At 72.2% G+C, this 24,774-nt stretch carries 24 protein-coding genes; 15 read left to right on the top strand and 9 right to left on the bottom strand.

The features are described 5' to 3' along the window. Positions 1-30 precede the first annotated feature (30 nt). From BJ999_RS15665 to BJ999_RS15640, 6 genes are all read right to left on the bottom strand, one after another. Complete coding sequence (locus tag BJ999_RS15665; protein WP_179833985.1) at positions 31-663, bottom strand: SecDF P1 head subdomain-containing protein; 633 nt, start codon at positions 661-663, stop codon at positions 31-33. Between the two features lie 36 nt (positions 664-699). Then, complete coding sequence (locus BJ999_RS15660; RefSeq protein WP_373292630.1) at positions 700-1,611, bottom strand: ParA family protein; 912 nt, start codon at positions 1,609-1,611, stop codon at positions 700-702. Positions 1,612-1,772: 161 nt separating this feature from the next. Continuing rightward, entirely contained in the window at positions 1,773-2,807 is a 1,035-nt protein-coding gene (locus tag BJ999_RS15655) for a site-specific tyrosine recombinase XerD (RefSeq protein ID WP_179833984.1), read from the bottom strand. A 39-nt stretch (positions 2,808-2,846) separates the two neighbouring features. Next, positions 2,847-3,491, bottom strand: a complete 645-nt coding sequence (locus BJ999_RS15650) for an NUDIX domain-containing protein (RefSeq protein ID WP_179833983.1) — start codon at positions 3,489-3,491, stop codon at positions 2,847-2,849. Beyond that, positions 3,488-5,182: a CTP synthase gene (locus tag BJ999_RS15645; RefSeq protein WP_179833982.1), complete on the bottom strand. Its 1,695-nt coding sequence runs from the start codon at positions 5,180-5,182 to the stop codon at positions 3,488-3,490. Before BJ999_RS15645 ends, BJ999_RS15650 begins: the two co-directional genes overlap by 4 nt. A gap of 473 nt (positions 5,183-5,655) precedes the next feature. Further along, positions 5,656-7,407: a coiled-coil domain-containing protein gene (locus BJ999_RS15640; protein WP_179833981.1), complete on the bottom strand. Its 1,752-nt coding sequence runs from the start codon at positions 7,405-7,407 to the stop codon at positions 5,656-5,658. Positions 7,408-7,780: 373 nt separating this feature from the next. On the opposite strand from BJ999_RS15640, the gene pip reads away from it, so the two are divergent. From pip to BJ999_RS15575, 13 genes are all read left to right on the top strand, one after another. Then, on the top strand, positions 7,781-8,749 hold the full coding sequence (gene pip / locus BJ999_RS15635) for a prolyl aminopeptidase (RefSeq protein WP_179833980.1): 969 nt from the start codon (positions 7,781-7,783) through the stop codon (positions 8,747-8,749). Between the two features lie 616 nt (positions 8,750-9,365). Beyond that, the gene (gene ectA, locus BJ999_RS15630) at positions 9,366-9,914 is read left to right on the top strand and encodes a diaminobutyrate acetyltransferase (RefSeq protein ID WP_179833979.1); all 549 of its coding nucleotides are present in this window, start codon (positions 9,366-9,368) and stop codon (positions 9,912-9,914) included. A gap of 52 nt (positions 9,915-9,966) precedes the next feature. Further along, positions 9,967-11,229 (top strand): diaminobutyrate--2-oxoglutarate transaminase, encoded by a 1,263-nt coding sequence (gene ectB / locus BJ999_RS15625; protein ID WP_179833978.1) that lies wholly within the window; start codon positions 9,967-9,969, stop codon positions 11,227-11,229. Between the two features lie 34 nt (positions 11,230-11,263). After that, positions 11,264-11,659 (top strand): ectoine synthase, encoded by a 396-nt coding sequence (locus tag BJ999_RS15620; RefSeq protein WP_089312209.1) that lies wholly within the window; start codon positions 11,264-11,266, stop codon positions 11,657-11,659. Then, positions 11,656-12,621: an ectoine hydroxylase gene (thpD, locus tag BJ999_RS15615; protein ID WP_179833977.1), complete on the top strand. Its 966-nt coding sequence runs from the start codon at positions 11,656-11,658 to the stop codon at positions 12,619-12,621. Before BJ999_RS15620 ends, thpD begins: the two co-directional genes overlap by 4 nt. 98 nt (positions 12,622-12,719) lie before the next feature. Next, on the top strand, positions 12,720-13,613 hold the full coding sequence (gene ehuB / locus BJ999_RS15610; RefSeq protein WP_179833976.1) for an ectoine/hydroxyectoine ABC transporter substrate-binding protein EhuB: 894 nt from the start codon (positions 12,720-12,722) through the stop codon (positions 13,611-13,613). A gap of 3 nt (positions 13,614-13,616) precedes the next feature. After that, positions 13,617-14,330, top strand: a complete 714-nt coding sequence (gene ehuC / locus BJ999_RS15605; RefSeq protein ID WP_179833975.1) for an ectoine/hydroxyectoine ABC transporter permease subunit EhuC — start codon at positions 13,617-13,619, stop codon at positions 14,328-14,330. Continuing rightward, a complete protein-coding gene (gene ehuD, locus BJ999_RS15600) occupies positions 14,330-14,983 on the top strand; it encodes an ectoine/hydroxyectoine ABC transporter permease subunit EhuD (RefSeq protein WP_179833974.1) in 654 nt (217 codons plus the stop codon). Before ehuC ends, ehuD begins: the two co-directional genes overlap by 1 nt. After that, positions 14,970-15,917 (top strand): ectoine/hydroxyectoine ABC transporter ATP-binding protein EhuA, encoded by a 948-nt coding sequence (gene ehuA, locus BJ999_RS15595; RefSeq protein ID WP_229809926.1) that lies wholly within the window; start codon positions 14,970-14,972, stop codon positions 15,915-15,917. Before ehuD ends, ehuA begins: the two co-directional genes overlap by 14 nt. Before the next feature lie 189 nt (positions 15,918-16,106). Beyond that, on the top strand, positions 16,107-17,279 hold the full coding sequence (locus BJ999_RS15590) for a thiolase family protein (protein ID WP_179833973.1): 1,173 nt from the start codon (positions 16,107-16,109) through the stop codon (positions 17,277-17,279). A gap of 2 nt (positions 17,280-17,281) precedes the next feature. Continuing rightward, positions 17,282-17,677: a Zn-ribbon domain-containing OB-fold protein gene (locus BJ999_RS15585; protein WP_179833972.1), complete on the top strand. Its 396-nt coding sequence runs from the start codon at positions 17,282-17,284 to the stop codon at positions 17,675-17,677. A gap of 10 nt (positions 17,678-17,687) precedes the next feature. Continuing rightward, the gene (locus BJ999_RS15580; protein ID WP_179833971.1) at positions 17,688-18,824 is read left to right on the top strand and encodes an NAD(P)H-dependent flavin oxidoreductase; all 1,137 of its coding nucleotides are present in this window, start codon (positions 17,688-17,690) and stop codon (positions 18,822-18,824) included. 123 nt (positions 18,825-18,947) lie between these two features. Next, a complete protein-coding gene (locus tag BJ999_RS15575) occupies positions 18,948-21,794 on the top strand; it encodes a hypothetical protein (protein WP_179833970.1) in 2,847 nt (948 codons plus the stop codon). Positions 21,795-21,812: 18 nt separating this feature from the next. Here the strand turns inward: BJ999_RS15575 and BJ999_RS15570 are convergent, their stop codons facing one another. Together BJ999_RS15570 and BJ999_RS15565 are read right to left on the bottom strand one after the other, a co-directional pair. Continuing rightward, the gene (locus tag BJ999_RS15570; protein WP_229809925.1) at positions 21,813-22,340 is read right to left on the bottom strand and encodes a GNAT family N-acetyltransferase; all 528 of its coding nucleotides are present in this window, start codon (positions 22,338-22,340) and stop codon (positions 21,813-21,815) included. Further along, entirely contained in the window at positions 22,337-22,687 is a 351-nt protein-coding gene (locus BJ999_RS15565; protein WP_179833969.1) for an ArsR/SmtB family transcription factor, read from the bottom strand. The genes BJ999_RS15570 and BJ999_RS15565 overlap by 4 nt, the downstream gene beginning before the upstream one ends. Positions 22,688-22,791: 104 nt before the next feature. Between BJ999_RS15565 and BJ999_RS15560 the strand changes: the two genes are divergently transcribed. Next, positions 22,792-23,286, top strand: a complete 495-nt coding sequence (locus BJ999_RS15560; RefSeq protein ID WP_179833968.1) for a pyridoxamine 5'-phosphate oxidase family protein — start codon at positions 22,792-22,794, stop codon at positions 23,284-23,286. Between the two features lie 33 nt (positions 23,287-23,319). Here the strand turns inward: BJ999_RS15560 and BJ999_RS15555 are convergent, their stop codons facing one another. Next, entirely contained in the window at positions 23,320-24,138 is an 819-nt protein-coding gene (locus tag BJ999_RS15555) for a class I SAM-dependent methyltransferase (protein ID WP_179833967.1), read from the bottom strand. A gap of 48 nt (positions 24,139-24,186) precedes the next feature. Here BJ999_RS15555 and BJ999_RS15550 point away from each other — a divergent pair, with 48 nt between their 5' ends. After that, positions 24,187-24,774, top strand: a complete 588-nt coding sequence (locus BJ999_RS15550) for a TetR/AcrR family transcriptional regulator (protein ID WP_179833966.1) — start codon at positions 24,187-24,189, stop codon at positions 24,772-24,774.

The raw sequence follows: 24,774 nt of genomic DNA, 5'->3' as shown, positions 1-24,774 counted from the left end.
CCGGCGGTGACAGGGTGCCCGGCCGCGCCGCTACTTCCCGATCATCCGGTGCACGAGGTTCTCGGTGTAGGCGCGGGTGAACCTGTCGGCGGGCCCGTTGATCTCTACCTGGCCGCCGGTGATGGCCCGCATCACCTGCGCGGGCTCCGACACGAGGGTCCCGCCGACGAGCATCGCCATCCGCCCGCCGGGCGTCCGGGCGGCGAAGGCGTCGGCGGCCTTGCGGGTCAGCGCGGCGAAACCGGGCGTGTCCGCCGAGGTCAGCGTCAACGTGACGGACCAGCCGGGGCTGCCGCGCGCCGGGTCGGGCGGGACGGCCTTGACCTCCTCCAGCCGCCGCACCGCCAAGGTGTCCGAACCGAGCGTGTAGCACTCGGAGGCGCCGGTGACGGTGACGGAGCCGCCCGTGCACGGCGGGGCGGACACGCTCGCCACGAGCCGGAACGTCAGCGGTACGCGCAGGTCGACCGGGCCGGACGAGGCGGCGGCCGAGGAGTCGTCGTCGCGCAGGACCAGATAGGCCCCGAGGCCGCCGACCGCGACCAGCGCCGCAACGGCCACGGCGACCAGCACGATGACCAGCGGGCCCGCCCCCCGGGCGGGCGGGGGCGGCGGCAGGGCGCCGGGTGGCGTGCCGTACGGGATGGGCGGGGGGTGGCCCATGGTGTGCTCCGTCGGGTCAGGGGCCGCCGCGCGGCCTCACTCGAACTCCGCCCATCTGATGAGGACCTCCCGGGCCAGGCTGCGGTAGGCGTTCGCGCCCATCGAGTTGGGATCGAAGAAGGTGATCGGCTCCCCCGCGACGGTCGCGTCGGGGAACCGCACCGTGCGGTTGATCACGGTGTGGAACACCTTCTCGCCGAACGCCTCGACGATGCGCCCGAGGACCTCGCGGGTGTGCAGCGTCCGCGAGTCGTACATGGTGCCGAGGACCCCGTCGATGACCAGGCCCGGGTTGATCCGGCCCTGCACCTTCTCGATCGTCTCCATCAGCAGCGCGACCCCGCGCATCGCGAAGTACTCGCACTCCAGCGGGATCAGCACGCCCTCGCTGGCGGCCAGTGCGTTCACGGTGAGCAGGCCGAGCGAGGGCTGGCAGTCGATGAGGATGTAGTCGTAGTGGTCGACGGCCGACTTCAGCGCGCCCTGCAGGATGTACTCGCGGCCGACCTCGTGGACGAGCTGGACCTCGGCGCCGGACAGGTCGATGTTGCTCGGCAGCAGGTCCATCCCGTCGACGCCGGTCTCGATGACGATGTCCTCCCACTCGGTGTCGCGTTCGAGCAGCAGGTTGTGGATCGTCACTTCGAGCTGGCGCGGGTCGCCCTTGCCGAGGCCCACCGACAGGGCGCCCTGCGGGTCGAAGTCGACGAGCAGGATGCGGCGGCCGTACTCGGCGAGCGCGGCGCCCAGGTTGATCGTCGTGGTGGTCTTGCCGACGCCGCCCTTCTGGTTGCAGACGGCCACGATCCGTGCGGGCCCGTGTTCGGCCAGCGGCTCCGGCTCCGGGAACACCGGGACGGGTCGCTGCGTGGGCCCGAGGGCGCGGCTCGGATCGGTCTCTATGGTGGCGGAGGAAAGGACTCCATCCGCACCGTTAGTGCTGGTCACCCAGATCCCTCCCCGGCGGCCCGGAAATGCCATCCAGAACGGGGACTCTAGGCCCGTCAACCCCGTCGCTCAAGCCGACGCGCAACGAACGTCGCGATTTGTCAATGTGGCGGATGACCCGATTCGTCCCTTCGTGCGTGTCCGCCGCTTCCGGCGGGCGGTCAGTTTCGCGCCCGCGGGTGCGAGGTCGCGTAGACCTCGCGCAGCAGCTGGACGGTGACGAGCGTGTACACCTGCGTGGTGGTGACCGAGGCGTGCCCCAGCAGCTCCTGGACGACGCGGACGTCGGCTCCCCCGTCCAGCAGGTGGGTGGCGAACGAGTGCCGCAGCGTGTGGGGGGACACCTCCGACAGCTGCGCCCGGTCGGCGGCGGCGCGCAGCACCATCCAGGCGCCCTGCCGCGACAGCCGGCCGCCGCGCGCGTTCAGGAACAGCGCCGGGCCGCCCCGCCCGGCGCCGGCCAGCTCGGGGCGGGCCCGCACCAGGTAGGCCTCCACGGCCTCGCGGGCGTAGTCGCCCATGGGCACGACCCGGGCCTTGCCCCCCTTGCCGGCGACACGGGCGAACCCGTCCCGCAGGTCGAGGTCGTCGACGTCCAGGCCGACGGCCTCGGAGATGCGCGCGCCCGACCCGTAGAGCAGCTCCAGCAGCGCGCGGTCGCGCAGGCCGCGCGCGGTGCCGGGATCGCCGGACGGCCCGGCGGCCGCGGCCAGCAGCCGTTCGACGTCCTCCAGCGAGATCGCCTTCGGCAGCCGGCGCGGCGGTGTGGGGGGCTTGACGTCGTGGGCGGGGTCGCCGGCGGCGAGACCCTCGCGCAGCGCGAACCGGTGCAGCCCCCGGACCGCCACGAGCGCCCGCGCCGCCGAGCCCGCCGACAGCGGCGGATGGTCCTCGTCGCCCTCGCGCAGCCCCACCAGGAAGGCGCGGACGTCCTCCTCGGAGACCTCCCCGACCTCCTCCCGCCCCCGCCCCGCCTGCACCTGCGCGTAGCGGCGCAGGTCGCGGCGGTAGGAGCTGAGCGTGTTGGCGGCCAGGCCCCGCTCGACGGCCAGGTGCCCCAGGTAGGCGCGCACGGCCGAGTCGAGCGCAGACCCCGCGCCGCCGTCGCGTGCGGGGCGCCGCGCGGTGCTCCGGGAGGACGGGCTCGGGGACAGGGCGGCACCTCTTCCGGCCGTGGGCTCCGGGGACCCGCCCATCATGCCCCCTCCGGCGACCGGAGGGGGACCTCATCCGGCTCAGCCCTCCGGCGCGTCGACGGGGCGCAGGTCCGCGAAGCCCGAGTCTCGGGCGGCGCGCACCGCGAGGATCCCCATGCAAGCGATCATGTTGTGCAGCTCACCGGCGAACACTTTGCGGACCGCCTCCTCCAGCGGCACCCACACGACCGGCATGTCGGCCTCCTCGTGGACGCGCTCGAAGTCGATCTGGTCGGCCGGGACCTCGGTGAGACCGCGCGCCAGGAAGATCCGGATGCGCTCGTCGGCCATGCCGGGCGACGGGAACACGTCGAGCAGGGTGTCCCAGCGTTCGGCGCGGTACCCGGCCTCCTCCAGCAGCTCGCGCTCGGCGAGCTTGTGCAGGGGCTCGCCCTCCACGTCCCGCAACCCGGCGGGCGCCTCCCACAGCTGCCGCGCCACGGGGTGCCGGTACTGCCGCAGCAGCAGCACCCGGTCGCGGTCATCGACGGCGATCACGCCGACCGAGCCGGTGTGCTCGATCACGTCGCGGGCGACGGCCTCGGTGGTCTCGCCGCGCGGCATCTCGACCCGGTCGCTGCGGACGTTGAAGACGCGCCCCCGGTAGACCGTGGAGGACTCCACGACCTTCCAGCGGTCGGGACTGTCGCGGACGTCGCCCGGGCCCGGCTCCTCGCCGCTCATGAGGCGGTCACGGTCCCCGTGCCGCCCTCGCCCGCGCGCGCCTCGGCGTAGTCGAGGGCGGCGGACACGAGGCCGGTGAACAGCGGGTGCGGGCGGGTCGGGCGGGACCGGAACTCCGGGTGCGCCTGGGTCCCGACGAAGAACGGGTGCTGCTCGCGGGGCAGCTCGACGTACTCGACCAGGCGGCCGTCGGGCGACAGGCCCGAGAACCGCAGCCCGGCCTGCTCCAGCCGGTCGCGGTAGGAGTTGTTGACCTCGTAGCGGTGCCGGTGCCGCTCGGACACCTTCGCCTCCCCGTACAGCTCCCGGACGACCGACCCGTCGGCCAGGTCGGCCGGGTAGAGGCCGAGCCGCATCGTGCCGCCCATGTCGCGCTCCCCGGCGACGACGTCGAGCTGGTCGGCCATGGTGGCGACGACGGGGTGGGCGGTGGTGGCGTCGAACTCGGAGCTGCCGGCGTCGGCGAGCTCCCCGAGGGTCCGCGCGGCCTCGATGACCATGCACTGCAGCCCGAGGCAGATGCCGAGCAGCGGGACGCGGTTCTCGCGGACGTACCGGATGGCGCCGAGCTTGCCCTCGATGCCGCGGACGCCGAACCCGCCGGGGACGAGGACGCCGTCGACGCCGTCCAGCTCCCGCTTGGCGCCCTCGGGCGTCTCGCAGTCGTCGCTCTTCACCCAGCGGATGTGCACCTTGGCGTCGTTGCCGAACCCGCCGTGCCGCAGCGCCTCGGTGACCGACAGGTACGCGTCGGGCAGGTCGATGTACTTGCCGACCAGCGCGATCGTGACCTCGCGGGCGGGCTTGTGGACGCGGCGCAGCAGCTCGTCCCAGGCGCCCCAGTCGACGTCGCGGAACGGCAGGTCCAGGCGGCGCACCACGTAGGCGTCCAGGCCCTCGGAGTGCAGGACCTTCGGGATGTCGTAGATGCTGGCGGCGTCCACCGCGGACACCACGGCCTCGCGGTCCACGTCGCACATCAGGCTGATCTTGTGCTTGAGCCCGTCGGTGATCGGCCGGTCCGACCGGCACACGATCGCGTCGGGCTGGATGCCGATGGAGCGCAGCGCGGCGACCGAGTGCTGCGTCGGCTTGGTCTTCAGCTCGCCCGACGGGCCGATGTAGGGCAGCAGCGACACGTGCAGGAAGAAGCAGTTCTCCCGGCCGATCTCGTGCCGGATCTGCCGGACCGACTCCAGGAACGGCAGCGACTCGATGTCGCCGACCGTCCCGCCCACCTCGGTGATGACGATGTCGACGTCGCCGTCGTCGGCCATCCCGCGGATCCGGTCCTTGATCTCGTTGGTGATGTGCGGGATCACCTGCACGGTGTCGCCGAGGTACTCCCCGCGCCGCTCCCTGGCGATCACGTTGGAGTAGACCTGCCCGGTGGTGACGTTCGCCGACCCGTGCAGTTCGGTGTCGAGGAACCGCTCGTAGTGCCCGATGTCCAGGTCGGTCTCGGCGCCGTCGTCGGTGACGAAGACCTCGCCGTGCTGGAACGGGTTCATCGTGCCGGGGTCGACGTTGAGGTAGGGGTCGAGCTTCTGCATGGTGACCCGGAGGCCACGGAGGGCGAGAAGCCGCCCGAGGCTGGACGCCGTCAGACCCTTGCCGAGGCTTGAGGCGACACCGCCGGTGACGAAGAGATGCTTGGTAGGACGTGACCTACCAGTGGTAGCCGAAGGCAAGAAAGCGCTCCCGTGGTCGTTGCGAGGCGGACGGTACCGCCCTGTCCACGGGGTTCTAGCTTATTGCATTTCTCTCCTCCTCCGGCCCCGGGGGGCCTCCATCGTCGAGAAACGCGGGCTGTGTCTATTGCAGCGCCCTCCTCCTTCGGGCCTGGCGGCCCTCCATCGTCGGGCACCGCGGGCGATCGCTGGCATCGCTTCGTCTCGCCTTGCGGCTCGCTGCGCGATCAGGTTCTCGCTTCGCTTGAACCTGCCTTCGGACGCGATCGCGACCCTCAGGTCGTCGCGTGGTCGCGGCGCGGGCCGGTGTCGGCGCGATGGCCCCACCGGTCGGCGCGTCCGGCCACGGCAGTCGACGCGTAGCCGTGCCCGGCGGCGCGATCCCCCGGTCCGCTGGCGTCCGGCGCAACCGCCGGCGCGGCCGTCATGGCTGGTGGCTCGCGGGCGGTGGTGCGGGTGGGGCCTCTCGCGGGTTACAGGCGGGGGGTGGCGGCCGTGGGCATGATGGTGCGGAGTTGCCTGGTCAGCTCGTCGATCAGGGAGCGGGCCTGGTCGGCGGCCTGGCGGGCCGCGTCGCGCTCCTGGGACAGCTCGGCGATCTGCGCGCGCTGCTCGGTGACGGCCTGCGCGAGCTGGTCGACCCACTGGTCGCGCTCGGCCAGCTTCTCGGCGACGGCGTCGCGCTCGGCGGCCAGCTGCCGCATCGCCGCGACGGTCTGGTCGCGCTCGCGCCCGGCCTGGTCGGCGCGGCCTCGGGCCAGGGTCAGCTCGGACTCGGCGCGCGCCTGCGCCTGGACGGCCCCCTCCCGGGCCCGCTCGGCCGCCTCCCGCGCCTTGGCGTTGCCGTCGCGCTCCCGCTCGGCCTTCTTGGCGGCCTCCAGGGAGTGGGCGGCCGTGTCGAGCGCCTGCTGCCGCTCGCTCTCGGCGGCGTCGGCCCGCCCGGCCGCCTCCTGGGCGCGGCGCTCGGCGTCCTGCACCCGCCGTTCGGCTTCCTGCGCGCGGCGCTCGTTCTCCTGCGCGCGGCGCTCGGCGACCTCGGCGCGGCGCCGGGACTCGTCGGCCTCCTTGCCCGCCGCGACGACGGCGTGCTGCAGGTTCTGCGCGCTCATCTCGGCGTCGGTGACCTTGGCGCGCAGCGCCGACAGCTCGGCGTGCGCGGTCTCCAGCGCGCGCGACAGCTCCCCGGCCTGCTCGGCGACGCGGTCGCGCTCGGTCTCGGCGGAGCGGCGGCCGCCGACGGCGTCCTCGACGGCGCGCAGGGCGTCGTCGCGGGCCTCGCTCATGGCGTCGCGCTGCTGGATCGCCTGCCGGACGGTCGCCTCGGCCTCGGCGACGCGCCGCTCGGCCTGCTCGGCCTGGGCCTGCAACTGCTCCATCTGCGCGCGGGCCTGCTCGACCTGTGCGCGCGCCTGGTCGGCCTGGACGCGCGCCTGCTCGGCCTGGCCGCGGGCCTGGTCGGCCTGGACGCGGCCCTGCTGGGCCTGGTTCCAGGCGGCGGCCGCGTCGCGCTGGGCGTTCTCCTTCTCGGTCTGGAGGGCCGCGATCTGGGTGACGGCCTCGTTCTGCACCTCGGCGGCGCGGCGCTCGGCGTCGGCGACCTGGCGCTCGGCCTCCACGGCGCGGCGGTCGGCCTGCTCGGCCTGGCCGCGGGCGCGCTGCACCTCGCCCCAGGCGGCGGCCGCGTCGCGCTGCGCCGACTCCTTCTCCGCCTGCACGGCCGCGATCTGTGCCGCGGTCTCGTTCTGGGCCTCGGTGACGCGGCGCTCGGCCTCCACGGCGCGGCGGTCGGCCTGCTCGGCCTGGCCGCGGGCGCGCTGCACCTCGCCCCAGGCGGCGGCCGCGTCGCGCTGCGCCGACTCCTTCTCCGCCTGCACGGCCGCGATCTGCGTCGCCGTCTCGGTCTGCGCCTCGTTGACCTTGCGCTCCCCGGCGGCGAGCGCGTCACCGATGAGGTCGGCCATCTGGCGGAGCCGCTCGACGATGTCCCAGGGCTGGGCCTCGCCCTGCTCGACGTCGGGGCGCACGATCTCCCCCGTCTGCCCGTGCCGGCCCGGCTGCGCGGGCTGGCCGGCCTGCGCGGGCTGCCCTGGCTTGGACATCTGGATGGGCTGCTGGGCGGACGGCAGCGCCTGCTGCGCGCCGCCCGGGTCGCGTCCCATGGCGGGCCAGGGAGTCGCCGCGTCGGGGACTCCTCGGGAACCGCCGGATCCGTTCAGCTCGCTCACCGGTCTCCTCGCCTCCCGGACGGGAGCGGGCCGACCGGCGGCATGCCGCTCGCCCTGCTCGCAGCGTTCCCGGCCCGACGGCTCGTCACTTCGCTCACGTGTCTCCTCGCCCGGCGGCGCGCGGCCGCGTTCGCGGGGGTCGTTGTGCACATCTCGCTCGCTCCGCTGCCGGCCCTGTGGCTCCTCGCTTCGCTCACTAGGAGCACTCTAGTCCCGACCAGCGGAACGTTTGCCCAGTTTGGGGTTTGCCTTCTCGACACCCGCCCGGCGTTCGCGCACGCCGGACGCCTGATCGCCGTCCGCGCGGCCCGTCCGCGAGGTGCCGTGGGTCACATCCGGCCGCGGCCCGGGCCGGGTGGAACAATCGCGCCCCATGGAGCTTCGCACGCTGTACCCGCCGATCGAGCCCTACGACTCCGGGCTGCTCGACGTCGGCGACGGAAACCGTATCTACTGGGAGGTCTGCGGGAACCCTGACGGCAAGCCCGCGGTGATGCTGCACGGCGGGCCGGGCGGCGGGTGCAGCCCGGCCCACCGCCGGCAGTTCGACCCCGAGGCGTACCGGATCGTCCTGTTCGACCAGCGCAACTGCGGTCGCAGCCTGCCGCACGCGAAGGACCCGGAGGTGTCGCTGGAGAACAACACCACCTGGAACCTGGTCGCCGACATGGAACGGCTCCGCGAGCACCTCGGCATCGAGCGCTGGCTGGTGTTCGGCGGGAGCTGGGGCAGCGCCCTGTCGCTGGCGTACGCGCAGACGCACCCCGACCGGGTGACCGAGCTGGTGCTGCGCGGCATCTTCACCCTGCGGCCGTTCGAGCTGTACTGGTTCTACCAGGAGGGCGCGTCGCTGCTGTTCCCCGATCTCTGGGAGAAGTACGTCGAGCCGATCCCCGAGGACGAGCGCGAGGACCTCATCTCCGCGTTCCGCGAGCGGCTCGACTCGCCGGACCTGCAGGTGCGGATCGCGGCCGCGAAGGCGTGGGCGACGTGGGAGGGCTCGACGCTCACGCTGCGGCCGGACCCGGAGATGGCCGACGCCTTCGGCGAGCCGGAGTACGCGGTGGCGTTCGCCCGCATCGAGAACCACTACTTCAGCAACGAGGGGTTCCTCGAGGAGGACCAGCTGATCCGGGACGTGGACAGGATCCGCCACATCCCCGCCGTGATCGTGCAGGGCCGCTACGACGTGTGCACGCCGGCCGCGACGGCGTGGGACCTGCACCGCGCGTGGCCCGAGGCGGACTTCCACATCGTCGACGACGCGGGGCACGCCTACAGCGAGCCGGGGATCCTGCACCGCCTGATCGAGGCGACCGACCGGTTCGCCGGGAAGATGTGACCCTTCGTCATCGCCTGATAACATTACGTCATCGGACGGCGGAAGGCCGGATCTGAATCGGCCTCACCAATAACGAGCTTCGACATGCCCGCAACCGGGCCGGGGTCCGGTTTCCTTGCCCGGCCCCGGCCCCCCGGAAGCGGACCAAAACCCACATTCCCTGTCCTGTTAGCAACCCTGGCCTTACCCTCTGGATAGCGCACCTGCCCCTGAGGGGTAGCGCAGACGGCCTCGCGGAGTGCTTCGGCCCACACCCGCCCCACCTCGCCCCGTCGCGGCCCGACCTCCCGCGATGCGAAGTGACGCCCGCCGCACCCGCCCCGTTGACACCGGATATATGTGACTTACCTCACATAACCGATACAGAAAAGCACTCCTGGCACCACGGCGAAACGTTAAGGTTGCATTCAGGAAGCATGCCGGCAACATCTCCGGCGCACCCGGCAGTACCTCCTGCGTATCCCGGGGAAAAGCGGATCGCGGCCCGCCTGAAGACCGCCCAAATTGCACCCGAATCGGGAAAGCCCTCAATCATACCCACTGATGATCGGGCTAAACATCTCGTCGATAACATCTATCTGCGATCATCGCGCGAGATTCGGTAAATTGCCTGGACATGGCAGCGCAACCCCTGGAATCACCGACCCGACGCCCCGGGAAGAACGAGACGAACGCGGAAGTGCAACTCCAGGAGCCGAGCCTCGCCGATGGACCCGCGCTTTGGCGGCTCGCCCGGGACTCAAGAGTCCTGGACGTCAACTCGCCGTACAGCTACGCGCTCTGGTGCCGCGATTTCGCGGACACTTCCGTCGTCGCACGCGACGGCGCCCGCCCGTGCGGCTTCATCACCGGCTACGTCCGCCCTTCCCGCCCGGACACGTTCTTCGTATGGCAGGTCGCGGTCGACCGCGACCACCGTGGCCAGGGCCTCGCCCGCCGCATGCTCGACAGCCTGGCGGACCGCCTCGCCCCCCGCGGGCTCGAGTACATGGAGGCCACGGTCACGCCGGACAACACCGCCTCCACCGCGATGTTCGAATCCTTCGCCAAGGCCCGCGGGTGCGAGATCTCTCGCAGCCCGCTGTTCGCCGCGGAGCACTTCCCCGAGGGGGGACACGAGCCCGAGGTGCTCTTCAGGATCGGCCCGATCGCCGCCGCGAACTGATCCACGCTCCACGCCCCCATCCGCTCCTCTCCGACCCTGCCTGGAGGCAGACATGGACGTTTTCGACCGCATGGAATCGGAAGTCCGCGGCTACTGCAGAAGCTGGCCCACGGTGTTCACCACGGCACAGGGCAGCCACATGACCGACGAGAACGGCAAAAGCTACCTCGACTTCTTCGCCGGAGCAGGAACCCTCAACTACGGGCACAACAACCCGGCGCTGAAACGCCGGCTGCTGGACTATCTCGCCGGCGACGCCGTCGTGCACGGTCTCGACATGTACACCTCGGCCAAGCGGGAGTTCCTGGAACGCTTCAACGAGTACGTCCTGGCGCCCCGCAACCTCGACTACAAGGTCCAGTTCCCCGGGCCCGCGGGGAACAACTCGGTCGAGGCGGCGCTGAAACTGGCGCGCAAGTACACCGGCCGCGAGACCGTCGTCAGCTTCACCAACGCCTTCCACGGGATGACGCTCGGCGCGCTCGCCGTCACCGGCAATTCGATGAAGCGCACCGGCGCGGGCGTGCCGCTCGGGCACGGCGTGGCGATGCCCTACGACAACTACCTCGACGGCAGGACGCCCGACTTCCTGCTCTTCGAGACGATGCTGGACGACAGCGGCAGCGGCCTGGACAAGCCCGCCGCCGTCATCGTGGAGACCGTGCAGGGCGAGGGCGGCATCAACGTGGCCACCGCCGAGTGGCTCCGCGGCCTGCAGGACCTGTGCCACCGGCAGGACATCCTGCTCATCGTCGACGACGTGCAGATGGGCTGCGGCCGCACCGGGCCGTTCTTCAGCTTCGAGGAGGCCGGGATCACCCCGGACATCGTCTGCCTGTCCAAGTCCCTGAGCGGCTACGGGCTGCCCTTCGCGATCACGCTGATGAAGCGCGAGCTGGACGTGTGGGAGCCGGGCGAGCACAACGGCACCTTCCGCGGCTTCAACCCCGCGTTCGTCACCGCCGTCGGCGCGATGGAGGACTACTGGACCGGCGACGACTTCGAGAAGCAGACCCTCGCCAAGGGCCAGCAGGTCCAGGCGGCCCTGAACGAGATCGCGATCACGCACGCCGGCGCCATCGACTCCGTCCGCGGCCGGGGCCTGGCGTGGGGCCTGGTGATGAAGGACGCGGAGGCGGCGCCGAGGGTGTGCGGCGAGGCGTTCGCCCGCGGGCTGCTGATGGAGACCTCCGGCCCCGAAGGCGAGGTCGTGAAGCTGCTGCCGCCGCTCACCACGACCGAGTCCGAGCTGGCCACCGGCCTGGAGATCATCGCGGACTCGGTGGAGGCCGTCCGCCAGAAGATCACGGCCTGAGCCGGTCCGGCACCGAAAGAACAAAGGAGTTTCAATGATCGTTCGTTCCCTCGGAGAGATCATCGGCACGGAAAGGGACGTGCAGGCGCCGACCTGGTGCAGCCGCCGCTTCGTGCTGGCCAAAGAGGGCGTCGGGTTCTCGCTGCACGAGACGATCCTGTACGCGGGGACCGAGACGAAGATGTGGTACGCCAACCACATCGAGGCCGTGTACTGCGTCGAGGGCCAGGGCGAGCTGACCAACGACGAGACGGGCGAGAAGCACAAGATCGAGCCAGGCGTGATGTACCTGCTCGACGGCCACGAGCACCACACTCTGCGCGCCCACACCGACGTGCGGACCGTCTGCGTGTTCAACCCGCCCTGCACCGGCCGGGAGGTCCATGACGAGAACGGTGTCTACCCCCTGCTGACCGAGGAGGACGCATGAGCATCATCGAGTCCCATCCGACGATCGACGACGCCTACCCCACCCGGAAGGCCTCCGAGGCCGCATTGCTGTACCGCCAGGACCCGGTCGTTTACGGCGAGGCGAAGGACGGGCCCATCGACGGCGCGACCCTCGACTCCTTCGAGGCCAACGGGTTCCTGTCCGTCGACCAGCTGATCGCGCCGGAGGAGGTCGAGGACTACCGGGCCGAGCTGCGCCGGCTGTCGTCGGATCCGCAGATCCTGGCCGACGAGCGCACGGTGACCGAGCGCGGCTCGGACGAGGTCCGCTCCATCTTCGAGGTGCACAAGATCAGCGAGGTGTTCGCCGAGCTCGTCCGCGATCCCCGCGTAGTGGGCCGGGCCAGGCAGATCCTCGGCTCGGAGGTTTACATCCACCAGAGCCGGGTCAACTACAAGCCAGGCTTCACTGGCAAGGACTTCTACTGGCACTCGGACTTCGAGACCTGGCACGCGGAGGACGGCATGCCCCGGATGCGCGCGGTGAGCATATCCATCGCGCTCACCGAGAATTTCGTGCACAATGGCGGGCTAATGATCATGCCTGGCTCGCACAAGACCTTCGTGGCCTGTGTCGGGGAGACCCCGGACGACCACTACAAGGAGTCCCTGCGCGGCCAGGAGATCGGTACACCCGACCCCAACAGCCTGTCGATCCTGGCCGACAAGCACGGGATCGAGCTGTTCACCGGCCCCGCGGGCTCGGCGACCATGTTCGACTGCAACTGCATGCACGGCTCGAACGGGAACATCACCCCGTTCCCGCGCTCCAACGTGTTCATCGTGTTCAACAGCGTGGAGAACACGTGCGTCGAGCCGTTCTCCGCACCCGCGCCCCGTCCCTCCTTCATCGGCGCCCGTGACTTCACCCCCGTCGGAGCCGGGAGCGTCCCGGAGGCCGCGGCAGACCGTCCCCCCGCGGAGGGCACCGCCGGCGCCTGAGCCTAACAATTCGATAACCCGACCCACCCGCTCCGCGCCCGCACGGGGGCCGTCCGGCCTCCCTGCGGGCGCGGAGCTCACCCATCAGGAGTTCAACGATGACTTCTTCGAGACGCGACTTCCTCCGCACCGCCGTGCTGCTGTCCGCCGCGGCGCCGCTGGCCGCGGCGGGCTGCTCCACGACGGATCCGGAGAAGGAGAAGACCGGCGGCGGCACGCTGCAGAAGGCCAAGGACTCCGGCACGATCACGGTCGGGTTCGCCAACGAGGCGCCCTACGGCTACACCGACAAGTCCGGGAAGCTGACCGGTGAGGCCCCTGAGCTCGCGCGCGCCATCTTCAAGAACCTCGGCATCGACGAGATCAAGGGCGTCCAGGTCGACTTCGGGGGGCTCATCGGCGGGCTCAACGCCAAGCGCTTCGACGCGATCGCCGCCGGCATGTTCATCACGCCCGAGCGGTGCGCCTCCGCGGCGTTCGCCAACCCCGAGTACGTCGCCAAGAGCGCCTTCATGGTGCCCGAGGGCAACCCGAAGGGCCTCAAGGCCGCCGAGGACCCGGGCAAGAAGGGCGTCAAGGTCGGCGTGCTCACCGGCGCCGTCGAGGCCGGGTACGCCGAGAAGACCGGCGTCAAGAAGGGCGACATCAAGACGTTCGCCGACCAGGCGAGCGCCTACGAGGGCCTGAAGGCCGGGCGCATCGACTGCATCTGGCTGACCCGCATCTCGCTGGCCGACCTGCTGACCAAGCACAAGGGCGAGGGCTTCGAGGTCACCGACGCGTTCACCCCCGTCATCGACGGCAAGGAGCAGCTCGGCGCCGGCGCCTTCGCCTTCCGCAAGGCCGACACGGACCTGGTGAACGCCTGGAACGGCGAGCTCGCCAAGCTCCAGCAGGGCAACAAGCTGCTGCCGATCCTGCAGCCGTTCGGCTTCACCCAGGCGGAGATGCCCGGCCCGGACGACACCGCCGCCAAGTTCTGCCAGGGCTGACCCGTGTCCGAGGTCCTCGACAGCTATCCCCAGTGGCTGGACGGGGCGTGGGTCACCATCCGGCTCACCCTCCTCGGCGGCGCGCTGGCGTTGGTGCTCGCGCTCGTCTTCGGGATGGCGGGCACGTCGCGCCACGCGTGGGTGCGCGTGCTCAACCGCGTGTACGTGGAGTTCTTCCGCGGCAACGCCACGCTGGTGCTGCTGTACTGGTTCTTCTACGCCCTTCCCCTGATCGGTCTCCGGTTCTCCACGATGTTCGCGGCCGTGCTGGCCCTCGGCCTGAACGTCGGCGCCTACGGCGCCGAGGTGGTGCGCGGATCGATCAACGCCGTCCCGAAGGCGCAGTACGAGGCGACGATCGCGCTGAACTTCACTCCGTTCCAGCGCATGCGCCGGGTCCTGCTGCCGCAGGCGTTCGCGCTGATGCTGCCCCCGTTCGGCAACCTGATCATCGAGCTGATGAAGGGCACCGCCATCGTGTCCCTGGTGGGCCTGGTCGACCTGACCCGCGTCTCCAAGAACATCCAGGGCAGCACCGGCCAGACCGTCGCCGCGTTCACGGTCGTGCTCGTCCTGTACTTCGTGATCGCGCAGGTTCTGCAGCTGTTCGTCCGCTACGCCGAGCGGCGCGTGGACCGGATGCTGGGCCGCAGGCTGCCCGCTGAGCCGTCCCTCGGGACGATCGCGGCCGGCGCGCCCGGGGCGGGGGTGGGCTGATGAGCTGGGACTGGCACTACTCCGGCGAGATCCTCCCCGACCTGCTGGACGGGCTGCGCTACACGCTGACCGCGACGCTGCTGGGCTATCTGATCGCCCTGGTCCTCGGGCTGGTGTGGACGCTGCTGCGCCGCTCCCCGAGCCGGGTCTTCAACCAGGTGATCCGGTGGGTCACCGAGTTCATCAGGTCCACGCCGCTGATCCCGCAGCTGTACTTCGTGTTCTTCGTGCTGCCCGCCTGGGGCATCACCATCGGGTCCCTCACCGCGGGCACCATCACGCTCGGGATCCACTACTCGACCTACACGGCCGAGGTGTACCGGGCCGGGATCGCCGACGTCCCCAAGGGGCAGTGGGAGGCGTGCACCGCGCTGAACCTGCCGCGTTCGCGGGTGTGGCTGGACGTCGTCCTGCCGCAGGCGATCCGGCGGGTGATCCCGACGCTCGGCAACTACCTCATCGCGATGTTCAAGGATTCGCCGCTGCTGCTGGCGATCAACGTCTCGGAGCTGCTGTTCTCCGCGTACCAGGTCGGGTCCAAGACCCTGCAGTTCCTGGAGCCGATCACCATGGTCGGCCTGTTGTTCGTCGTGGTCAGCGTCATATCCTCGATACTCGTCCGCCGCTTGGAGAGGCGTTATGCCACCAATTGACACCGACGCAGTCGACCCCGGGGGCGAGGCGGACCGCCCGCCCTCGGAAGGCGCCAACGCGGCGCAGGACCCCGCCCCCGGCGAGGCGGCCGCCGACGCGGGCGTCTCCACGCAGAAGGGCACCGCCACGAAGGCCGATCCCGCCGCGGGGCTGCCGCGCGGCGAGGCGCCGGGGATCCGCTTCGAGAAGGTGGTGAAGCGGTTCGGCTCCAACGTCGTGCTCCGCGAGCTGGACTTCACCGTCGCGCCCGGCGAACGGGTGACGCTCATCGGGCCGAGCGGGTCCGGCAAGACCACGATCCTGCGGCTGCTGATGACGCTGGAGAAGCTCGACGACGGGCTGATCTGGATCGGCGACGAGACGCTGTGGCACATGGACCGCGGCGGCAAGCGCGTCCCGGCGAACCAGAAGCACCTGCACGAGATGCGCAAGCAGGTCGGCATGGTGTTCCAGCAGTTCAACCTGTTCCCGAACATGAACGTGCTGCGCAACCTCACCGAGGGGCCGGTGCGCGTGCTCGGGGTGTCCAAGGACGAGGCCGTCGAGCGGGCCCGCGGCCTGCTGGACATGGTCGGCCTGTCGGACAAGGAGAACGCGCACCCCACCCAGCTGTCGGGCGGCCAGCAGCAGCGGGTGGCGATCGCGCGGGCGCTGGCCATGCAGCCGAGGGTGCTGCTGCTGGACGAGGTCACCTCGGCGCTCGACCCCGAGCTCGTGGTCGGCGTCCAGGACCTGCTGCGCGACATCGCCCGGCAGAGCGACCTGACCCTGCTCTGCGTCACCCACGAGATGGCCTTCGCCAAGGACATCTCCGACCGGGTCCTGATGTTCGACCAGGGCCAGATCGTCGAGGAGGGGCCGCCGGACCAGATCTTCGGCGAGCCGTCCGAGCAGCGCACCCGCGACTTCCTGCAGGCCGTCCTCGCCTCCTGACCGGTCCGGCCCCGCCGGGCGGGACCGTGTCCCGCGCGTCGCCCGCGTCCCCGTCGCCCCGGGGACGCGGGCGACTCCCGTTCCGGGGCCGCCCGCGCGGGGCGGCGTCCAGCTCCCGATCACCCCGCCCGCTCCCGTACCGAACGCGATTCTGTACCGTGGGGCCCCACGGACGAGGAGAGCGAGGCGATGGGCACTTCGATCGTGGGGCTCGGCATGACCGAGCTCGGCAGGGTGTACGGGCGCAGCCCCCGGCGGCTCGCGGCCGACGCGGTGCGGCTGGCCGCCGCCGACGCGGGCCTGGCGCTCGGCGACCTGGACGGCCTGCTGGTCAGCCACGGCATGAGCGGTTCGCCCGGGATCGAGCTGGCCGACACGCTCGGCCTGCGCGACCTGCGGCTGCTGGCCCTGGTCAACTCCTACGGGGCGACGGCCGGGGCGATGGTGTCCTACGCGGCGATGGCGGTGCTGAACGGTTCGGCGACCACGGTCGCGTGCGTGTTCGCGGACGCGCCGCTCAAGCCGAAGCAGTCGGCGGGATCGGCCTACAACCGCGACGCCCCCGCCGGGAAGGCGGAGTGGTACGGGTTCGGCGGGATGACGGCGGCGCTCGGCCTTCGCAGCGTGAACTCCCACTACGCCCTCGCCGCCCAGCGGCACATGGCCCGCTACGGCACGACGAGCGAGCAGCTCGGCGCGATCGCCGTGGCGACCCGGCGGTGGGCCGCCGGCAACCCGCTCGCCCAGCTGCGCGAGCCGATCACGATCGAGGACCACCAGCGCTCCCGCTGGGTGTCCGAGCCGCTGCACCTGCTGGACTGCTGCCTGGTGTCCAACGGCGCCGTCGCCGTCATCGTGACGAGCGCCGACCGGGCCCGCGACCTGGCGCGCCCGCCCGTCCACCTGTGGGGCTGGGGGCAGGGCCACCCGGGGCACCGCAAGGAGCGCGGCAGCGACTTCGGCCTGGCGACGGGCGCCGCGGCGTCCGGCGCGGCGGCCATGAAGATGGCCGGTGTCACCGCCGCCGACGTGGACGTGTGCGAGCTGTACGACTGCTACACCTACACGGTCCTGGTGACGCTGGAGGACTACGGGTTCTGCGCCAAGGGCGAGGGCGGCGCGTTCGCCGCGTCCGGCGCGCTCGGGCCCGGCGGGTCGCTGCCGACCAACACCGGCGGCGGGCAGCTCTCGGCGTACTACATGTGGGGCATGACGCCGCTGTCGGAGGCCGTGATCCAGGCGCGGGGGGACGGCGGGCGGCGGCAGGCGCCCTCCACCGACGTGATCCTCGTCAGCGGGAACGGCGGGATCCTCGACCACCACTCCACGCTGGTCGTCAGCCCGCACGCGAAGGGGGCCTAGCCATGGAGATCGGCGTTCTGCGGCGGGACGGGCGGACCGACCCGTTCTTCGACGGAACGGCCGCCGGCCGGCTCGTCGTCCGGCGCTGCGAGGCGTGCGACCGGTGGTTCGCGCCGGACGCGAGCGGCTGCCCCGGCTGCGGCGAGGAGGACCTCGGCTGGGCCGAGGCCAGCGGCGCGGCGACCCTGGTGACCTGGACGATCCTTCCCAAGGAGCCGCCCGCGTTCCTGGCGCTGGTCGAGCTGGCCGAGGGGCCGTGGCTGCACGCCCGCCTGGACGGCGTGGAGCGCGCGGACCTGCGCGAGGGGCTCGCGCTGCGCGCGGCGTTCGAGCATCCCGACGAGGGCGAGTCGTACGTGCTGTTCCGCCCCTGGACCGAACGCGGTTCGGTCCGTTAGCGTCGGGCCCATGAACACCGAGGTCTGCGCACGGTTCGGCATCGAGTTCCCGCTGTTCGCCTTCAGCCACTGCCGCGACGTCGTCGCCGCCGTCACCAACGCCGGCGGGTTCGGCGTCCTCGGCGCCGTCGCGTACACGCCGGACCGGCTCGAAGAGGAGCTGCGCTGGATCGACGACCACGTGGGCGGCCGCCCCTACGGCGTCGACGTGCTCGTCCCCGGCAAGATCGACAAGGCGGCGGAGGGCGGCGGCGGCCTGGACGCCCTGCTCGCCGCCGTCCCCGAGGAGCACTGGAACTTCCTCGTCGGCCTGTTCGCCAAGTACGACGTCCCACTGCCCGACTTCGAGAAGGCCAGGCGGTCCAACGCGCGCGGCGGCGCGCAGGTCACCAAGGAGGGCGCGACCGAGCTGATCGACGTGTCGCTCGCCCACCCCATCGGCCTCATCGCCAGCGCCCTCGGCACCCCGCCGCCGCTGATGGTGGAGAAGGCCAAGGCCGCCGGGATCCCCGTCGCCGCACTGGTCGGGACGTCCGAGCACGCCCGCCGCCAGGTCTCCGCCGGCGTCGACCTGGTCGTCGCGCAGGGCGGGGAGGCGGGCGGGCACACCGGCGAGATCTCCACGATGGTGCTCGTCCCCGAGGTGGTCGACACGGTCGCCCCGGTGCCCGTCCTCGCCGCGGGCGGGATCGCCACCGGACGCCAGATGGCCGCGGCCCTGGCGCTCGGCGCGTCCGGCGTGTGGTGCGGCTCGGTGTGGCTGACCACCGAGGAGGCCGAGACGTCCCCGCCGGTGAAGGAGAAGCTGCTCGCCGCCACGTCCCGCGACACGATCCGGTCGCGGTCGCGGACCGGCAAGCCCGCCCGGCAGCTGCGCTCCGCATGGACGCAGGAATGGGAGGGCCCGGACAGCCCCGGCCCGCTCGGCATGCCGCTCCAGATGATCGTGGCGGAGGGGGCCATGCGGCAGATCACCAAGGTGGCCGAGTCCGGCAACCCGGGCGCCCTCGCCCTCGCGAACTACTTCGTCGGCCAGTGCGTCGGCCTGATGAACACCGTCAAGCCCGCCCGCCAGGTCGTCTACGACATGGTCGAGGACTTCGCCAACGCCGTGGACCGCCTCAACGCCGTCACCACCACGGACTGAACGACCGAAACCGGACATCGTTCCGGCAGGTGACACGGCGCTCACGGCGTGACGCCGCCGCGGCCCCGGCTTACGCTTCCCCGGGACAGGCATGATCCGCCCCCGCCGTCAGGGAAGGCCGCCGTGGGCAACCCCCGACCCGCCGACTCCGGGCGCGGGCTCTTCGCGCTCTTCGACTGGATGACCGGACGCCTGCCCTGGCGGCTGGACTCGCGCCCCTACCCGGTCACCGTCCTGGAGCCGGCCGGCGACCAGGACGACCCGGACGAGCACCTGGAGGAGCTGAAACGCCTCGCGGGCGAGATGGGGCTGTCGGCGATCGGCCCGGATCTCGCGGGCACCGGGGGCGAGGCCGCAGCGATCGCGCTCGTCGACACCATGTCCCAGCCCCTGACCTGGCGGCACACCCGGTCCCAGTTCGGCCTGCTGCGCTTCCCCCGCTCCGACCTCGTCCGGACGATCCAGGCAGCCGCCGCCGAACCGGGGCCGGACGGCTCCCTCGCCCCGCCCCCGTACCGCCGCTCCCCTGTCGCGACCGTCGACCGCTGGAACGAGCGTGCCGGTCTGTTCCGCTGGCAGGGCGCCCCGCTGCGCGCCCCCGCCTGGTGGCCCGGCATCGGCGCGTCCATCGTCGCCCTCATCGCGGTGCTCGCCGGCGGCATCGCCGAGCAGACGCCGAGCCGTATCCTCGCCACCGCCGCCGCCGTCCTCGCCGTCGTGCTGGTCACCGCCGCCGCGCTGTCCACGAGGCGGATCTGGCTGCCCGTCCTGTCGCGCACCGGCTTCGGCGGCCGCTACCGCTGGTTCGCCCGCACGTCGTTCTTCGCCGTCCTGGACGAGAGCGGCGACGACCTCGGCTTCGAGGGCCGCCTGCACCGGGTGTCCGAGCGGCTCACCAAGCCCGACGCGGCCCGGTTCCTCCTGCAGATCAAGACGTTCGCGCTGCTGGAGGACATCCGCGACCAGTACCGGCGGCTCGCGCCCAGCCTGCGCGGCTTCAAGCGCCCCGCGCCGCCCGTGGTGTTCCTGTCGCGTCCCGGGCGCCGCAACGGCGGCCTCGCCGTGCTGTCGGCGATCAGCGACATCCGGGCGCGCCGCAGCGAGTTCCACCCGCTGCTGGTCATCGCGTCCATCGATGCCGCCACCCGGGACGAGCTTGGCGGCCCGGCGCCCGCCGGCGGCGATGCCATGGACCGGTACGAGCACTGGCGGTCCTCGCTCGGCACCGCGCAGGGGCCGAGCGAGTCCGTCCGGCTGCCCTACCTGCTGCGCATCCCGGTCTCCGGCGACCCCGCCGGCCAGCGCCCCGCCGACGACTTCGCCGTCCGGCGCCGCCCCCGCTGGACGTGGCTGTGGTCGTGGCGCGCCCTCATCGCCGCCGTCCTGGTGTGCGTGTTCGCGGTGACCTACGCGCAGTTGGACCTGCGCTCCACCTACTGCAGCGTCGGGTTGCCCATGAGCTGGAACGGCGACACCAGGCTGCACACCAACACCGACGGCAGCCGCGAATGCGTCGGCGTGTCCACCCACGGCGTCCGGTTCGAGCGCGGCGCCGACAGCATCGGCATGGACGGCGACCGGCATCCCCCGTCCGCCGGCAACGCCGGGCCGCGGCTCACCCTCGCCGATCTCCAGCGCCGCATCGAGCAGGGGAACGAGGCCGTCGCGGCCTCGGGCGACCCCTACGTGACGCTCGTCTACGTGGGGATCTTCACCGCGAGCCCCGGCCAGAGCGAGGTCACCGTCAGCAGCGTCCACGAACTCGCCGGCGCCTACCTCGCGCAGCGGCGCAACAACGGGTCCGGCGGCCCCGGCGAGGTCGGCAACCCCCTCAAGATCCGCCTGTTACCCGCGAACACGGGACAGAACATGGCGTTCTCCGACGAGACCGCCGACCGGATCCTGGATCTCGCCCGCCGCGACCCGACCCTCGCCGGCGTCATCGGCTTCGGCCGCAACACCGAGCCGTCCAGGTCCGCGATCGAGCGGCTCAACGACGCCGGCCTGCCCGTCGTCGACACCGTCAACTCCTCCGACGAACTGCCCCGGCTGAAGCACTACCACAGCCTGGCCGCCACCGACTACGACGAGGCCGCCGCGACCCGCGCCGCCGTCCGCGCGGAGCTCGGCAACCGCCCGATCAGCCGCGCGATGATCGTCTACCGCGCCCCGGGCCCGTCCCGGGACGCCTACAGCCGCGAGATCGCCGACGACATCACCCGGGTCCTGCACCCGCGCAGGACCGACCGCGTGGAGTACACCGGCATCCAGGACGTCGCCCGCGCGGTGAAGGCCGCCTGCAAGGCCGCCTCGTACCGCCTCGTCTACTTCGCCGGACGCTCCGAGGACCTGCGCGGCCTGCGCGACGGGCTCATCCAGGGCGGCTGCACCCGCCACCGCCTCGTCCTGCTCGCGGGCGACGACGTGACCAAGTCCCGCTTCGGCACCGGCCCCCACGACGTCCCGCTGCCGGAGAACACCGTCGTCTACCACACCGCGTTCGTCCACCTGCCGTTCCTGATCGCCGGCGACCGCGACCAGACCAACGGCTTCTTCCTGCTGGCCCGCAACGTCCTGCACATCGGCGCCCCGCGCGTCCGCCCGGACGAGCCGTTGCTCGTGAACGGCCAGATGGCCCTTGCCTACGACGCCGCCCTCGCCCTCGGGGAGGCGGCCCAGAACGCCTACGACGCCCTCTCTCCCGTCCGGGACCCGGCGGGCGTGGTGGCCGGGAGCCGCACCGTCACCTCCGGTTCGGTGCTGCAGGAACTGCCCCACCTTTCCGGTCTGGAGGGCGCAACGGGAACCATCGCCTTCGAGGGCGAGGGCCACGAGCGGGGCGGCCCCGGCACCCGCGGCATCACCATGATCAGGGTGACGATGAGGGACGGCGAGCCGGTCTCCACGCCGATCTGCGGCCGCCTCAACGGCATGAGGCGCGTTCCGCGGCTGGATCCGTGCCCGCGCTGACGCCGGTTCGCGTCCCGGCTACGGCACGAGGGGGCTGCGGCGTTCGAGGAGGACGACGTCGCGCCACCGGCCGTGGAGGCGGCCGAGGCGTTCACGGACGCCCACGACGCGGAACCCGGCCTTGGCGTGCAGCCGCAGGCTGGAGGTGTTCTCGGGGAAGATGCCCGACTGGATGGTCCAGATGCCGTCGGCCTCGGTCGAGGCGATGAAGGCGGCCAGCAGCGCGGACCCGACACCCCGGCCCCGGGCACGAGGGCAGACGTACACGCTGTGCTCAACCACGCCGCTGTAGCAGCAGCGGTCCGACACGGGCCCGGCGGCGATCCAGCCGAGCACGTCGCCAGGCGGGGCCCCGGCCGCGTCGACGGCCACGTACCGGTGGCGGTCCAGCTTGGCGGCGTCGAACTTCTCCCAGGTGGGGGCGCCGGTCTCGAAGCTGGCCTGGCCCGTGTCCAGGCCTTCCTGGTAGATCGCCAGCACCCGCCCGGCGTCGTCCGGGCGCATGGCCCTGACGGCGATGCCGGAGGGCGCCTCTGGAGCGATCACGGCCGTCCCTCCGGGGCACCGGCGGGCAGGGCGGGGACGGGCCGGCCCATGACGACGTCGGCGGCGGACGGGAAGCAGCCGACGCAGGCGTCGTTGACGCGGTAGTAGGAGGCGGTGCCCCGCCGTTCGGCCAGCACGAACCGGACCCCGGCCAGCACCCTCAGGTGGGCCGACACGGTCGACTGGCCGACCTCCACCGCCTTCACGATCTCGCCGACGCTCAGGGGGCGATCCCTGCGAGCCAGCAGCGAGACGATCTGGATCCGGGTGGGATCGGCCAGGGCCCTGAACCAGGAGGCGTACTCGGCGGCGGTGGGCCGGTCCAGCGGCCCGCTCTCGACGTCCATCGTTCATCGACGATAGACGATGGAGCAGTAAAGATCCAGACGGGCCGTCCAGAGGACGGCCGGCGCCGCCGCGATGTCAGGCCCATCGGCCACACTTCTCTCCCATGAGCCTGCCAGAGAATTTGGACGAGTCGGCGCGGACCGTCATCGACGGGAACCGGTACATGACCCTGGGGACGAGCGAGGCCGATCACCGGCCTCGCGTCTCGCCGGTGTACTTCACGCACGCCGGCTACCGCACCTTCTACTGGGTGTCCTCCCCGGACGCGCGGCACTCGGGCAACATCGCCGCGCGCCCGGAGGTCGCCATCGTCATCTACGACTCGACCGTGGAGATCGGGCAGGGCCGCGCCGTCTACATCGACGCCGTGGCCTCCGTCGTGCCGGACGAGGATCTGCCGCGGCGCTGCGCCGAGGCGTTCCCCCAGGCCGATCCGGGCGCCGTGGCCTTCCGGCCGGACGAGCTCAGCGGCGACGCCGCGCTGCGCCTCTACCACGCGGACGCGACCGGATACGAGGTGCATCTTCCGGGCCGGGACCCGCGCAACGCCTCCGGCATCGACACCCGGCGCCGCGTGAACCCGGTGCCGCCGTCCTGACCAGACCGCCGACCCGGAAGGCCGTACTGCGTGTCACCCCTGACGGGTGCCGCGCGCCGCGGTGACGGCCACGGTGGCGTAGGACATGGTGAAGGCGCCCCCCAGGGCGTCGATGGCCTCGCCGACGCCTTCCAGCACCTGCGCCCGCTGGGCATCCGGGAGCCCGGTGAGCGTGCCGTGGGTGGGCATCTGGTCCAGCCATTCGTCGCGGGTGTAGGCGCGCTCCCAGTCGAAGCGCCACTGCTCCGGCTCACCGAAGGCGCCCGTGTCCTGGATCCCGTCGGCGGCCTTGGCGAACATCACCTGGTAGCCGTCCATGGCCGGCTTGTCCACGCGGATGGTGAACGGCGAGTCGGGCACGACCCGCCGGTAGACGGCGGCGAAGGCGTCCGCCACGGTGGGCGGGAGCTGGAACACGTGCCAGAACGCCGCCAGCCGGCCGCCGGGCCGCAGCACCCGCGCCGCCTTGGCCGCTCCGGCGACCGGGTCCACCCAGTGCCAGGCCGTCCCGGCGATCACGGCGTCGAAGACCCGGCCCGCGGGGTCCCAGGACTCGAACGTCGCCTCCTCGACCTCCAGCCCGCCGCGCCGCGCGAAGGCGGCCATCCGGGCGTCGGGCTCGACGCCGAGCACCCTGCAGCCGGCGGCCTGGAACTGGCGGGCCTCGATGCCGGTGCCGCAGCCGACGTCGAGGACGTCCGGTCCGGGGCCGGCGGCGACGATGCGCTTCACGAGGGCGTCGGGATAGCGGGGCCGGGCGCGGTCGTACCGCTCGGCGTCGGAGCCGAAGGACTCCGCCACCTCGCGGGCGCGATGCGGTTCGGGGGAAGGGTCTTTCGCTACAATGGGCATGCGCCCACTATGAATGGGCGCTTGCCCACTCGTCAAGGAGGATCCGCCGTGCCGACAGGTGTCGCCATGCGCGACGTGCGCGGCCGGCTGTTCGACGCCGCCGAGCGCGTCCTGCTGCGGGACGGGCCGAGCGCGCTGACCAGCCGGGCGGTCACCGAGGAGGCCGGCTGCGCCAAGGGCGTCCTGCACCGGCACTTCGCCGACTTCGACGCCTTCCTCGCCGAGTTCGTCCTGGACCGCGTGGACCGGATGGACGCCGAGGCCGCCGCCCTGCGCGACGCCGCCGGGACCGGCACCGTCGTCGGCAACCTCGCAGCGGCCCTGAGCGCCGTCTTCGCGTCGGTCGCCGTCGCGGTCGTCCCCCTCATCACCTTCAGGGACGAGCTGCGCGCCCGGCTGCGGCGGACCTGGCCGGCCGGCGTGCCGGTGCTGACCGAGGCCGTGGAGATGATCGCCTCCTACCTCGCCGCCGAGCGCGACCTCGGCCGCCTCGCGGCGGATGCCGAGGTCGACCTGCTCGCCCCCACCCTGGTCGGCGCCGGCCATCTGCTGTTCGCCGACCGTGCCGCCGCGCCCCCGGACGACGAGGCCGTGCGCAGGACGGTGACCGGGGTCGTCGCGGCCGTGCTGCGCTGA

Origin of the sequence: Actinomadura citrea (assembly GCF_013409045.1) — a bacterium.
GTDB classification, from domain to species: Bacteria; Actinomycetota; Actinomycetes; order Streptosporangiales; family Streptosporangiaceae; genus Spirillospora; species Spirillospora citrea.
This window is presented reverse-complemented; position numbering and strand designations above follow the sequence as displayed.